We start from the raw sequence: 13,483 nt of genomic DNA, 5'->3' as shown, positions 1-13,483 counted from the left end.
GGATATGAGACCATGGGATCCATGCTGGGAAAAGGGAGAATGCGGGTTACGCAGATAACGAACCGTATTTCGATTCAAACGAAACTAATTGGTGCCTATATCATCATCATTTTAATTCCCATTATATTGATTTCTTGGTATTTATTTAATGAATTTTACCAAAATACGATTCAAGACACCGTGAACAATAATCAATACGCGTTAGAGAGTGAGAAAGCGAATATCCTGAACAATATTGAAGCGATGGGGCGTGCTGCTCAGTTTTCGATAACGGATAGAGAGGTTATTCAATATTTACATAATGCGCATGAACTTGAAGTCTCAGAGCTTGTAGATTTTAATATGAATACGTTTTCAAATTTGCAGCGGCTTCTGTTTAATAACCCGAATATCGCGAATGTTCGCTTGTTTACGGATAATCCGAATACGGAGGAGATTTGGCCCATTTTTCTAAAAGAAAGCCGAATTGCAGATCGCTCCTGGTATAAGGATGTTCTTGAGCGCAAGGGCGAGGCTCGGTGGGAAATTTTACAGAATGAGAAGGATATTATGAATCGGTACAACACGGATAATGAAGCTAGCTGGACGTATGTATCCTTGTTGAAAGAAATTTATTATCCGAAGGACACGCGCGTTGCGATTCTTGAGGTCGATATGCTAATGGAAAAGTTTTTCCAGAAGTTGTTCAGTCCCATTCAAGATGGCCAGTCGCACATGCTCGTCGTCGATCGACATGGCGGGATGTTCACGGGGAATGGCGATGCTTTTTTCAAAGGCATGAACATGGAGCAGCTGCGCCAAGCATGGAATGCCAACCCGCATCCGGAGGGGTCTAATTTCACAGTAACTATTGGGGATACGCCGTACCTGATCTTGGCGACGGCTATCGATAATCTGGATGCTCATTTGCTGAATGTCGTGTCTTTAAAAGAACCCGTTACGCAAATCCATCATACCCGTAATATATTTATCGCTGTTGCTGTTGTGTTAATTGCCTTATTGTCGGCGATCACTTATTTTCTACAAGGGCTAATCTTGAAGAAATTGCATATCCTGCGAGATTCGATGAAAAAGGTGCGCAGAGGCGATCTCAATGTGCAAATTGATATGGATGCTGGCGGGGAAGTGGGCGAGCTTGCCCATCATTTCCGGCAAATGATGAAGAAAATGAATGAGCTCATCGTGGAGGCTGTGAACAAGCAAGCGGCGACGAAAGAGGCGGAGCTGAATTCACTAAAGAATCAGATCGACGCGCATTTCCTCTACAATACGTTGGAAAATTTAAAAATGATGGCCGAAGTCGAAGCACAGTATACGATTTCTAATGCGTTGACGTCACTTGGCGCCATGATGCGCTACAGTCTGAAGTGGTCCAACGATCAGGTCCAGTTGCGCAATGAAATCCAGCATATTCAGAATTACATCGCGATCATGAACATTCGATATGATGATAAATTAGAGTTGAAATTGGATATCCCAAGCAGCTATCTGGAGCAAGAAGTGCTGAAGATGTCGCTTCAGCCCCTTGTGGAGAATGCGGTAAAGCACGGCATGAATATCGATCGGGCTAGACGTGAGGGAGTCACGATCTGGATTCGTGCGAGCCAGTGTGAGGATGGCATGCTCATCGAGGTTGGCGATAATGGCGCAGGCATGGCTGCACATCAGCTGGAGGAGCTTCACGAGAAGATGCATATGGAGGACGCTTATTTTCACAACAAATATGGGAATAAGCCTGAGCGTGAGCAGGAAGGCAACGGCATCGGTATGCGCAATGTGACGCAGCGAATCAAAATGTACTATGGCAATGAGTATGGGATTTGGGTAGAGAGTGCGGAGGGGACGTATACCAAAGTATTCATGAAGCTGCCTTATTTGATATTATCTGGAGGAATGTCTACGGATGAGAAACATACTTATCGTTGACGATGAGAAAAATATCCGACTCGGCTTGAAAGCCATGATTGCACGTGAATTTCCGGAAACGTATACGTTTGAGTTTGCTGGTGACGGCGAAGAAGCGCTGCAACTGTTGCAGCGCACCACTATAGATATTGTCATTACGGATATTCGTATGCCTGTGATGGATGGGATTACGCTAATTAATCGTATTCAGGAGATGGTTCTGAAGCCTGCGGTTATCATTCTAAGCGGACACGATGATTTCCCCTATGCGAAGGAAGCGATCCGCTGTGAGGTGAAGGAATATCTCTTGAAGCCTATTATTCGGGATGAGCTGTCCAGTACGCTAGTGCGTTTGGAGAATGATCTGAGGCTGAAAGAGCAGATATCCGAGCAACTGAGCAGTTCCTTAAAGCAGAAGGAAGCTTTCAAGGAGAGTCAGTTGAGTTATTTGCTCAGGCATTCTCATATGGACGGGGAAACCATGCGGAGCAAGCTAGGGCAGATCGACATGGCTTGGGTGGAGGCAGGATTTCAAATCGGCGTGCTTCACTACCGGGGAACGATAACGGGGATGAAGCCTTCCGAATTTCTAGCTCGTATCCTAGATGAGCTGGACCATGTTCCTGAGCAAAGCCGTCATCGGCACGCAATCGTGCAAGATAAAGAAAATCAGCTAGTGCTCATCGCAGAGCAGAGGGATTTATTTCCGTATTTGACGGAGCGGATCGCTGGGGCGGGTTACTTCATGTACAGCATGGGTTTAAGTGACTACACGCGTGGAGCGGAGCAGTTGCAGTCTGCGTATATGGAAGCTCATGAGGCGCTTAAGTATACGTTTTTGCAGTCAGGGCCTGGTAGTGTGAGCTATGAAAGTATTTGTGCTAAAAATAAAGATTTCACTGTGCCTATTGCACCGATTCAAAGAATCGCCAATATGCTTGGGACGGACCGCAATAAGGAAATGTCCGCGCTGCTATTGGAAATACTGGACATGAAAACCGTGGCTCGATTCGATATCGCCTATGTGGAGGCTGTGAGCAAAGCCTTGAACGAGCTTGTGTTTGATAAAGTATTTCATGTGTATGGCGGAGAGTCTGTCGAGATCCTGCGGCTGTTCAAGAAGGTCGGGGATATCTCGAATTTCTATTATTTCTCCGATTATTTTCATAGTGTCGAGGGTCTGTTGGACCGACTCAATGCGTATGTGCGCACGATGAAGACATTTCATATTGATCACAGAGAAATGAAGAAAGCCACACAATACATACAGGAGAACTTTGATAAAGATTTGAATATGGCGATGGTTTCGAATCATGTTTCCTTCAATTATTCCTATTTCAGTCAGGCCTTCAAAGAGTACACCGGAGAAAGCTTCGTTCATTATCTGAAAAAGCTGCGCATTGAGCGTGCACGCGAGCTGCTCGCAACGACAGATCTCAAAGTCTACGAGATCAGCGAGCGGGCTGGCTTCGAGAATGTGAAACATTTCAGCCGCGTGTTCAAAGAGATGGAGGGGGTTAGCCCCCAGGAATATCGGGATCTGCGAGAAGTGATCAGCTAAACGTAAGAGAGGCCGTTTTGAAGTAGATTTATCTACTGCAGGACGGCCTTATAACCCCTCACCCCATATTTGGGTTAGGGGGAGTGGTGAAGGGATCGAAGATGCTCTATTTAGCCAAAATTGTTCGAAATTTACTCCGAGAGGAACATAGATACTCTATTTGTTCGATATTCATCATATTTGGCGATTTTCGGTAAAATAAGGCATCCTCGTTCCCTTCGACGTCCATTAGGCTCATTTTATCGTAAATAGTGCCCTCTCGTTCCCTCTCTCCTTGTGAGTAGCTATTCTGGCTACGGCATACGCAAGCCGCGGGAACTCTCGAGCAGCGTGTACCACTCTTCGCGCGTCATGCTGTCCGCGATGCGAATCGCGTCTTCGCAAGCGACGATACGCTTGGCGGAGGAAGTGCCGATGACCGGCTGAATGCGGGCCGGATGCTTCATGAGCCAGCCGAGCACGATGGCTTCGGGCGTTGTTTCTTTCTCAGCGGCAAGCTTCTGAACAAGCGCGGCCGTTTTCTTGACCGTGTCAGGCGCATCAGAGATATCGCTGCCGGAGAACTTCCCTTTGGCGAGCGGGCCCCATGCCTGAATTTGCACGTCGTTCATTTGGCAATATTCAAGGATGCCATCGGCGAAATTAACGCTGGATCCTACCTTCTGATTCACCAGAATGCCTTGCTCGATCCAATCCAAGCGTGCCAAACTTAGCTCCAACTGGTTTACGACAAGTGGTTCAGGCAGTGAGTTTTGGATGAAGCGCATTTGTGCTGACGTCATGTTGGACACGCCGAAATGGCGAACCTTACCCGCAGAGCGCAGTGTATTGAAAGCTTCCGCGATTTCTTCAGGCTCCATGAGCGGATCCGGACGGTGCAGCAGCAAGATATCGATGTGCTCAACGCCTAGACGACCAAGAATACCATCGACGGAGCTTAGGATGTGATTTTTGCTAAAATCAAAACGCTGTGGGTTCTGATCATCTTGGAAACGAATCCCGCATTTCGATTGCAAAATGATTTGGTCGCGCAAATCCCGTCTATTTTTGAGAACCTGCCCGAAAACGGTCTCGGAATTCCCTCTTTTATAAATATCAGCATGATCGAACATCGTAATTCCGATGGATAATGCGGCTTCTACAGCTTTTTCAGCGGTGATGTAATCTTCTTTCGTTAACGGATTGCCGGCCCAATCTCCGCCTAGTCCCATACATCCGAACACGATTCGGCTATTCGAAATCCCGCGTCTTTCCAGTGGCATGATTTTCACTATGATGGCCTCCCAGCTATAATTTCTATGCCTAGTATAACTCCTGATGCCGAACAGCATAAGAGCTGAAAATAGTGTTACTTACTTACCTCGACGTAAGCTATGGAGCTTGTGGTGTCGATTCACTTGACCTTCGTGGAGGAATCGGTTAAATTGTACGCAAAGCGTATCGATAGTAGAAAAGAGGCCAGTTGAGCGATGATCATTGGGGTCGGAACGGATTTAGTTGAAATTGAGCGGATAAGCAAAATGCTAGAGGGCTCTTCAGGCGATCGGTTTCTGGAGCGAGTTTTGACACCGGCAGAGCGGGAGTTGGCACAGCAGCGCCGTGGACGGCTCGCGGAGTTTGTGTCTGGGCGATTCGCTGCGAAGGAAGCGATCGTGAAAGCCATCGGCTGCGGCATTGGCAAACAGATTGGTTTTCAGGATGTAGAAGTGCTGCCGGACCTACTTGGCAAACCAGTCTGCACCGTGAAAGAAGAAGCCATGCTGCGTGCAGGGCTTCAAGGCAGTCACCGCATCCATATCAGCATTACGCATACAGGTTCTATGGCTGCAGCTTATGCGATTGTTGAGAAATTGTAATAACGACTTCCACATATGGAGTAATTTGCAGCCAAATGCCAAATAGCTGGATTTTCTACATCTAAATCCATGGAATTTCGGCTAATAAAGCAAATAGATGGATTTTCTGCCGTTAATTTCAGCCAACTTAGCTAAAGTAGCCAAATTCGGCGAAAATAGATGCAGAAAATCCACCTAAACGTAGGAAAGCATGAATTTCTCTCAAATTAGCTGGAGGTTTTCCAGTTAGTTTGGGTTGGTGTTATAGCTAGCTCCCTATCTCGCCCAAACCCGCAGCATATACCCGCTCACAAGCAGGCTGATGCCGCCCATTCCCTCAAGAATGACACCGGAATACCCCAAATACCACACGCTCATTACAGCGGCTAGCGCGAATAGCCACACGCCCAAATAAATCAGGGGTCTGCCAAGCAGCAGCCCGAACTGCACGAATCCAATTGCGAGTAGGAATGAGCGTAGGATAGGAGCGAAAAACGGGTTCACCGCACCGATCGCCTCCATAAAAGCAACGGCAGCAACAAGCAGAGCTCCTGGCAGCACTAGAAAGACCGGATGCCCCCAGCTCTTCACAGCATCATTCGTTGTAGGCGTATCCCCTGTGTTGAACAGTTTCCGCATTCCCCAAATCTGAATCAAGCTGGCCACCACGGCCGTAACGAAAGCCGCTTGCTTCAGCCAGTCAAGGTCGCGCCAGTATAGGGCGAAATCAACCGCAGCACTAAACACCCATTCCGCGCCCCAAATGAACAGCAGGGTGATTAAGCCCTGTGCATCACGCAGCCAATCTTTTCTTTTATTTTCTAAATGTTGTTGCCTCGTTTGTGTCATATCAGCTTGCTTCGACGTTTGCATACATTCACCTCTAGTTTTATGTTCCGCACTTCTCGTATAATGGTACCATATCTATTCATCCATTATAACTTGAACATGCCCCATAGAGAAGGAGAGCACATGTACAGCGAAGAACAGAAGATGTATTTTTCCAAGAATCTCTTGGATTGGTACCAGACACATAAACGTGATTTACCTTGGCGTAGAAGCAAAAACCCTTATTATATATGGATTTCCGAAGTGATGCTGCAGCAAACGCGCGTGGATACGGTTATACCGTATTTCCATCGATTTGTGGATCAATTTCCAACTGTTGAGGCGTTAGCGACGGCTCCGGAAGAAAATGTACTGAAAGCGTGGGAAGGACTCGGCTACTACTCGCGAGCTAGAAACCTTCAATCGGCAGTCAGAGAAGTGCACGAACGTTACGAAGGCATTGTCCCGCAAAATAAAGCCGACATCTCCGCCCTCAAAGGCGTCGGTCCTTATACTTCAGGGGCGATTCTGAGCATCGCCTATAACAAGCCGGAGCCGGCTGTCGACGGCAATGTGATGCGCGTGCTTTCGCGCTATTTTCTCATCGAAGAAGATATTATGAAGCCGTCCACGCGGACGATTATGGAGAAGCTTGCGCGCGAGCTCATACTGGAAGGGACCGCCAGCGACTTCAACCAAGCCCTGATGGAGCTGGGGGCCATGGTATGTACGCCGAGGTCACCACACTGCTTGACGTGCCCTGTCATGGCACACTGTTCAGCGCGTGAAGCGGGCATGGAAGAAGCCCTGCCCATCAAAAAGAAAGCCAAACCGCCCCGTCCAGAGCTGCGGGCAGTGGCTTTCATCGAAGGCACGGGTGAGAACGCAGGCAAATGGTTGATCCGACAACGCCCGCAAGAGGGCTTGCTAGCCCGCATGTGGGAGCTCCCGCATGTGGAATGGCCGTCGTCCGGATGGCAATCCGATGAGGTTAATATGTCCGAGCTTCGCAAGGCACTTGCCGAGCAAGAGCAAATCGGTATTCAGCCCGATGAGTGGTTCATGGATACGGAACATATTTTTAGCCATATTGTGTGGAAAATGAAGGTATACCGCGCTAAGCTTGGTGACGCGAATCGTCCAAGTACGGGGGAGGAATGGATCCCATTCCATTACCGTTGGGTAGGGCTGGAAGATCTCCAGAATTATGCGTTCCCCAATGTGTTTGTCCGAATCATCAAAGAATGGCAGGACCGCAACGAAGACTAGCCTCATGCAGCAGACTGCAATCTTAACGAATTTCGGCCTGAATCCCTTCGATATTTATTAAAGTGATGAGTTTCTTATCAATGAGAATCAGCTCATCATCAAGCAATTCCTGCAAGACCTTGGTGACGGATTCCCGCACCGTACCAACTAAGTTGGCAAGCTGCTGATGAGTCAGCTTTACATCAATAAGTAGACCGTCTGGCGTAGCGATACCGTGCTGCTCAGACAGTCGAAGGATCGTCTTAATAATACGTGAACGCACGCCAAGGAACGTCAAATCATAGATTTGATCATTGGCATGTCGTAATCGTTGCATTGTCGTTTCCAGGAGCTTTAGGCATAGCCTAGGGCTCTTTTCCATGAACGAAGTGAAAGCGGTTCGACTAAGCACATACATGGTGCTGGCTGCCATGGTCTCTGCTGTTGCTGAGCGGGTCATGCCATTACTGAGCAGTGACATTTCTCCGAAGAAATCTCCGTCCCGGAATAAAGCTAGTGTGACTTCTTTCGACTCGTCTAAACGATATATTTTCACAACACCTGAATGGATTAAGTACATTTCCTCGCCAACTTCGCCTTCTTTAAAAAGGATGGTTCCCTTCTTTACTTTCTTATCTGTAAAAAGTGGTGCAATCCCGACTAGATCTTCTTCCTTAAGCTCTTGAAAGAGGGGGATGTTCTGAAGCAATGGAACAATGGATTTCAAGGAATTGCCACCTCGTTTCCTCATTATGGTAGTTCCTTCATCGTACAACGAGGCTCCATACACGTAAAGGAAAATTGCTAATTGTCACTGGATGGCATGAGACTCCTCTTCCCGGAATATCAATGGGAAGAAGAAAGGAGTCGATGCTTAATGGAATGGTATGTCAAGGTGTTATCGAATTATGTGGGATTCTCAGGCAGGGCAAGACGGAAGGAATATTGGATGTTCGTATTGTTCAATATTATTATTTCGATCGTATTAGGTATCGTGGAGGCTATTATCGGGTTGGATCAAGTCCTGTCGGGCCTATATTCGCTATTTATCCTTTTACCTTCTCTAGCTGTAGCCTTTCGTAGATTGCATGACACGGGTAAAAGTGGATGGTGGATATTGCTCGGCATCATTCCCTTGATTGGTTTCATTATTCTGCTCGTGTTTTTCTGCCAAGATAGTGACGTCAATGATAATCAATATGGTCCCAATCCGAAGGGATAACGGAATCTTAGTGGAACTTTAATCATGTACGAAAAAAAGCKACCCCTCAGGGTCGCTTTTCTAATTACTTCGCTGCGTCGTAACGTTTGCCAACTTCGTTCCAGTTAACAACGTTCCAGAAAGCTGCGATGTAGTCAGGGCGTTTGTTTTGGTAATTCAGGTAGTAAGCATGCTCCCAAACATCAAGACCAAGAACTGGCGTTTCGCCTTCCATGATCGGGCTGTCTTGGTTCGGCAAGCTGTACACTTTCAATTTACCAGCTTTGTCAACAGCTAGGAAAGCCCAGCCAGAGCCAAAACGTGTAGTTGCTGCAGCAGCGAAATCTGCTTTGAATTTATCAAAGCCGCCAAGCTCGCTGTCAATTGCAGCTGCTAGTGCGCCTGTAGGTGCGCCGCCAGCTTCTGGTCCGATTGTTTCCCAGAATAGGGAGTGGTTAGCGTGTCCGCCACCATTGTTACGAACTGCTGTGCGGATATCTTCAGGAAGGCTGTTAAGATCAGCGATCAGGTCGTTAAGGGATTTGTCATGAAGAGCTGGATGCTTGTCCAAAGCTGCGTTCAAGTTAGTTACATAAGCGTTATGGTGACGATCGTGATGAATCTCCATAGTTTTTGCGTCGATGTGCGGCTCAAGAGCTTCGTTTGCGTACGGAAGAGCTGGTAGTTGATGTGCCATTGAATAAATACCTCCTAAAAATTATGTAGTTTCAATTTCATTATGAAGGAACGCAGCTAATAAAGCAACATTTGTGTTTACTAAGTCGGTAGTCCCTTAGATGCCGCGCCGTTCCATTTCCCGTGTAATCTGATTGTGCATGGCAGTATCTTGCTCATGAAGGTAGGGAGACAAGTCGCTCATGGTCCGGTGGAGCTGAAGCAGCTCGATTTCGGTCCACTCCTCAGGTTTCTTGGTGCTTAGAAATTGGAAATCCGGAATTTCGCGGGGGTATTCATGTGCCGTGAGTTCATGATCTAGTTCGTTTTTGTTATCTGACATAGGTGTCACCCCTTTCTCATTGGAATATCCTCCTATAAGATGATGTATTTTCACGCATCTCATACATGCTTTATAAAGTTTCACCCATATTCTTTATTTTCGTTTTCACATGAATGTTCACTTCGGCTTCCGAGAACGCGTGCCCCCACTCATCCTGTACGTGCTCCCAAGCCTTGAATTGATAGGCGCGCGCATACAAGCCTAAACCGATGGGATCAATTTCATGCTCTTGCATTTTTTTTACAAGGGCCCTCATCTTCGTTTCCAGCTGCTGATTGATCTCGGCTTCAAGCTTAGGCGCGTCATTTCTTACATCAAAGGTGAAAGGTTTTTCAGTCAATTGAATCGGCATGGATAATTGGATGTCAAAAACGAACTTATTCTGCGCGAAGGTGACTTTCATGTCCCTTTTGACACGCAACGCATAAAAGCTGAGCGTGCCTGTTTCAAAGAAGGATTCTCCCTTCTCTTCAGGAAGCTTGACGGACATGGATAAAGCGCCATTTTTCTCCTTTTGCAGCATTTGAAGAAGTTGATTCTCCGTATTGTTAATGGTGTAGGCATACTTCCCTTTTTTACTCAAAAGCAGTGTGCCTGCTGCCACAACTTCCGTATCCTTGCGGAGGTCAGTTAAGTAAGGCGTAATTCCTTTCTCATACATGTGCCGATGGAGGTCAAATAGCGTCGTGACTTGTACCAGGTTGCGCATGTGAGCGGTATCCAGGAGTTTGGCAATATGCAAGGACATTCTCCGTTTATCTGCTGGCGCAAAGTTAATAATCTCCTCGATGGAACCCTCAATGGCGATCACTCTGGCTGTTTCAGATATTTTGGGGTCACGGAAGAAGACGTCCAGTAGCTTAAACCAGTCGTCATGGGCCAAAATACGTTTGCTGATGAGCACATTTTGGATTTTACCTGCGCTGATAAGTGCCGAAGCGCGTGTGTCAAATTCGTTTCGGCTAGCCCTGATGTTAATCGCTGTTACTTTTGTGACTTCATTTTTCTCTTTGGCTTCCTTGTTAAAGACGGGACTTGATGAATAAACGATGAGATTATTATTTTTATCCAAATCCAACCCGACCATAAGAACAAGCGTTATATTTTCTAAGGGCATTTGATCTTTACAACTAGATATCAGGATAAAGAAAGCGAAAAACGGAAATAAAATAAGGCTTGTACGCATTGGCTTCATGGGGAAGCCCTCCTTAAGATTCGACGCATGCCTGCTAGAATGGCCCATAAGAGCGGAGGCATAACAAAAGCGATTCCGATTCMACTATTTTGGACAATATCTTTTAAGCGCACACTCGCATCCCAACCAGGCTTCCAAATCCATGCGACAGCTACCATTACGGTAAGTATGAGGAGGATGTGCAGTCGGGGCTGTCCTTTGAGTCCAAGCTGCTGCGTACAAATAACTGCAGCATATAGCACAGGAAGGAATGTTCTTATGATAATCAGCAAGTAGGTGGAAAGGATTAAAATGTCAAAGCGTTCCAGAAAACGAAACTCAATGATTTTAAATAAAGAGATGAGCGTATTATGGTATTGTGTGATCTCGTCTGGACTGAAATTGACGTAAGCAAGTAACGTAAACAGCATGTATATAAGGAAAGATACAGAATTTGCAATAATGATGCCGAGGGAAGCGGAGCTTTTTTTTTCTAAGTAAGGGTATAGAAAGAAGGCAATTTCAAACCCGATAAAAGCCAGGATGTTAGTTCTTACGGTTTGTAAGATCGGTATCCAGCCATGTTTCAGTATGGGTAGCAGATGAATCCATTGCGCATGTTTGAATAGATAGAGGGAAGTTAATATTAAGCTGCTGGAAAGGAACACGAGTATTTCGGAATAACGGCCAATAATGCGAAATCCCCCTCTGGTAATCATATAAGCCGGAAGGAGGAAAAGCAGCATGATTACGGAAATATTGGTTTGCTGCATAATCCAATTCTGAACTAACAGGGCCATACGGTTATAAATTAAGAAGATATAGAGGAGGAAATAGCCCACAAACATAACCATTCCGACCTTTCCAACCCATTTTCCAAAATAGTGACTCAATATGTCAATGATCGTACCATTKGGGTGACACTTCATGATCTGAATGATAATCAGGCTGCTGACTATAGAAACAAGCCATCCGATGACTAGAACAATCCATCCGTCTGTCCCGCAGCCTTTCGCAAGATCGCCAGGCAGAGGGATAAGGCTAACACCTAGTTGAACACTGTGAATAATCAAAATATATTGGAACAGCGTAATTTGATTGCCTTTCCCTGGATTCATGAAGAGTCATTTCCTTTCTGCTTCATTCTGCTATATCGACGTTTTTGAAGAGAGCGCACACTTTTGGGGCGGTGAACCATTTTTTTGAGTGGCAAGCGGATAAACACATCTTTCCAGTCTGCCATTCGCAGCGGTGCAATAGGCGTGCTATACGGTTCTCCAAGTGATTTTAAGCTAATGAGGTGAGCTAGTATAACCATTGCGCCTGCCATAATCCCAATGATTCCGTATAGGGATGCAATCGTCATCATTGGGAAGCGAATCAAACGAACGGAAGCTGCCATATCATAATTAGGGAGAATGAAGGAGGCAACCGCCGTGGACGCAACGACGACGACCATGAGATTGCTTACGATGCCAGCTTGAACCGCTGCTTGTCCAATGACAATACCTCCTACAATCCCGACAGTTTGGCCAACTGGCGCAGGAAGACGGACGCCCGCCTCTCTTAACATTTCGAGCATAATCTCCATAATGAGTGCTTCAATGAAAGGCGGGAAGGGGACCGCCGATCGAAACTCGCCAATGGATAAAATCAAGTCCAAGGGGATCAGTTCATGATTATATGAGACACAGGCAATATAAAATGCCGGAAGAAACGCTGCGATAATACAAGCGAAGAAGCGAAGCAGTCGAAAGAAGGTAGCAACGGGCCAACGTGTGCTGTAATCATCGATACCTTGGAAGAAAGCTGCTAATCCTACGGGTGCAATCAAGACACTCGATGATCGATCAACGACGACAACATAGCGTCCTTGCAACAGCTGGGATGCTGCAGTATCCGGCCTTTCGGTTGTAATCATTTGTGGAAACAGGGAGAAGGGGTTATCTTCGATTAACTCCGCAAGCTCGCCCGTATTTAAGATGCAGTCGATCTGCAGGCTGGAGATGCGACGCTCTAATTCAAGACGTATGTCAGGGAGCGCAATATCTTCCAAATACAAGATAGATACTTTGCTTTTGGTCCTGTTTCCGACATAAAGTTCTTTAATCTTGAGCTCCCGGCTGGAGATGTATCGACGAATTAAGGCAATATTTTGACTACCCGTTTCAATAAAGCCTTGATGTGCGCCTTTCAGCGAAGCTTCAATTTGAGAATCCTCAATGGCTCGCTGCGGCCAGCCTTGTGTTTCTAAGGAATAAACATGGGCTTGCCTATCAATGAAAAGAACGCTATAGCCGTACAATATTGCCGTTTCAACCGCTGACCACGCAATGAGGCTGCTGAGATCGCCAATAGCGACGGGCAACTCGTCCTTCTCATCATTCGTTGTGCGAAACATGAGCTCATGTAAGACATTATTGTTAATGGAATTTTTATCTACGAGACCATCTAGATAGACCAGTGCTGCGGAGGCTCCGGTTTGTTTATAAGTGAACGTGCGCACGATTAAATCGGGTGTGTCACTGAAAATCGTGGCGAGTTGATTTAGATTTTCGGAAAGGCTCGTGGAAATTTCAACGATTTCTGACTGTGGCGGTTCCTGTAGATCGTTGGTGCTTTCTTCGAGCATTCGATTTGCGGCTTTAAATAAGCGGCGGATCAATTCCATGTTCATCCATCCCATAAATTCTCAAATTCACAGTTCTGTCTT

At 46.3% G+C, this 13,483-nt stretch carries 13 protein-coding genes; 5 read left to right on the top strand and 8 right to left on the bottom strand.

Annotated features, from left to right (window positions below):
* Positions 1 to 12 precede the first annotated feature (12 nt).
* Both AB4114_RS24415 and AB4114_RS24410 read left to right on the top strand, forming a co-directional pair.
* On the top strand, positions 13 to 1,926 hold the full coding sequence (locus AB4114_RS24415) for a sensor histidine kinase (protein WP_441990784.1): 1,914 nt from the start codon (positions 13 to 15) through the stop codon (positions 1,924 to 1,926).
* On the top strand, positions 1,904 to 3,466 hold the full coding sequence (locus AB4114_RS24410) for a response regulator transcription factor (protein WP_441990783.1): 1,563 nt from the start codon (positions 1,904 to 1,906) through the stop codon (positions 3,464 to 3,466). The genes AB4114_RS24415 and AB4114_RS24410 overlap by 23 nt, the downstream gene beginning before the upstream one ends.
* A gap of 293 nt (positions 3,467 to 3,759) precedes the next feature.
* Here AB4114_RS24410 and AB4114_RS24405 read toward each other — a convergent pair whose 3' ends face one another.
* Positions 3,760 to 4,737: an aldo/keto reductase gene (locus tag AB4114_RS24405; protein WP_441990782.1), complete on the bottom strand. Its 978-nt coding sequence runs from the start codon at positions 4,735 to 4,737 to the stop codon at positions 3,760 to 3,762.
* 198 nt (positions 4,738 to 4,935) lie between these two features.
* Between AB4114_RS24405 and acpS the strand changes: the two genes are divergently transcribed.
* A complete protein-coding gene (gene acpS, locus AB4114_RS24400; protein WP_441990781.1) occupies positions 4,936 to 5,322 on the top strand; it encodes a holo-ACP synthase in 387 nt (128 codons plus the stop codon).
* Positions 5,323 to 5,577: 255 nt separating this feature from the next.
* Here the strand turns inward: acpS and AB4114_RS24395 are convergent, their stop codons facing one another.
* Positions 5,578 to 6,174, bottom strand: coding sequence for a hypothetical protein (locus tag AB4114_RS24395; protein ID WP_441990780.1), 597 nt, complete (start codon positions 6,172 to 6,174; stop codon positions 5,578 to 5,580).
* Between the two features lie 99 nt (positions 6,175 to 6,273).
* Here AB4114_RS24395 and mutY point away from each other — a divergent pair, with 99 nt between their 5' ends.
* Positions 6,274 to 7,398, top strand: coding sequence for an A/G-specific adenine glycosylase (gene mutY / locus AB4114_RS24390; protein WP_441990779.1), 1,125 nt, complete (start codon positions 6,274 to 6,276; stop codon positions 7,396 to 7,398).
* A gap of 22 nt (positions 7,399 to 7,420) precedes the next feature.
* Here mutY and AB4114_RS24385 read toward each other — a convergent pair whose 3' ends face one another.
* Positions 7,421 to 8,104, bottom strand: coding sequence for a Crp/Fnr family transcriptional regulator (locus AB4114_RS24385; RefSeq protein WP_441990778.1), 684 nt, complete (start codon positions 8,102 to 8,104; stop codon positions 7,421 to 7,423).
* A gap of 150 nt (positions 8,105 to 8,254) precedes the next feature.
* On the opposite strand from AB4114_RS24385, the gene AB4114_RS24380 reads away from it, so the two are divergent.
* Positions 8,255 to 8,599, top strand: coding sequence for a DUF805 domain-containing protein (locus AB4114_RS24380; protein ID WP_441990777.1), 345 nt, complete (start codon positions 8,255 to 8,257; stop codon positions 8,597 to 8,599).
* A gap of 64 nt (positions 8,600 to 8,663) precedes the next feature.
* Here AB4114_RS24380 and AB4114_RS24375 read toward each other — a convergent pair whose 3' ends face one another.
* The 5 genes from AB4114_RS24375 to AB4114_RS24355 form a co-directional block, all read right to left on the bottom strand.
* Positions 8,664 to 9,275, bottom strand: coding sequence for a superoxide dismutase (locus AB4114_RS24375; RefSeq protein ID WP_028555379.1), 612 nt, complete (start codon positions 9,273 to 9,275; stop codon positions 8,664 to 8,666).
* Between the two features lie 96 nt (positions 9,276 to 9,371).
* Positions 9,372 to 9,596: a hypothetical protein gene (locus AB4114_RS24370; RefSeq protein WP_171629432.1), complete on the bottom strand. Its 225-nt coding sequence runs from the start codon at positions 9,594 to 9,596 to the stop codon at positions 9,372 to 9,374.
* 70 nt (positions 9,597 to 9,666) lie between these two features.
* Positions 9,667 to 10,791, bottom strand: coding sequence for a Ger(x)C family spore germination protein (locus AB4114_RS24365; protein WP_441990776.1), 1,125 nt, complete (start codon positions 10,789 to 10,791; stop codon positions 9,667 to 9,669).
* On the bottom strand, positions 10,788 to 11,888 hold the full coding sequence (locus AB4114_RS24360; protein WP_441990775.1) for a GerAB/ArcD/ProY family transporter: 1,101 nt from the start codon (positions 11,886 to 11,888) through the stop codon (positions 10,788 to 10,790). Before AB4114_RS24360 ends, AB4114_RS24365 begins: the two co-directional genes overlap by 4 nt.
* Positions 11,885 to 13,441 carry a spore germination protein gene (locus AB4114_RS24355; RefSeq protein WP_441990774.1) on the bottom strand — a complete coding sequence of 519 codons (1,557 nt, stop codon included), beginning with the start codon at positions 13,439 to 13,441 and terminating at the stop codon, positions 11,885 to 11,887. The genes AB4114_RS24360 and AB4114_RS24355 overlap by 4 nt, the downstream gene beginning before the upstream one ends.
* Positions 13,442 to 13,483 lie beyond the last annotated feature (42 nt).

Origin of the sequence: Paenibacillus sp. 2RAB27 (assembly GCF_052115445.1) — a bacterium.
Classification (GTDB): domain Bacteria; phylum Bacillota; class Bacilli; order Paenibacillales; family NBRC-103111; genus Paenibacillus_E.
The sequence above is the reverse complement of the archived record's forward strand: the minus strand, read 5'-3'. Positions and strand labels throughout refer to the sequence as shown.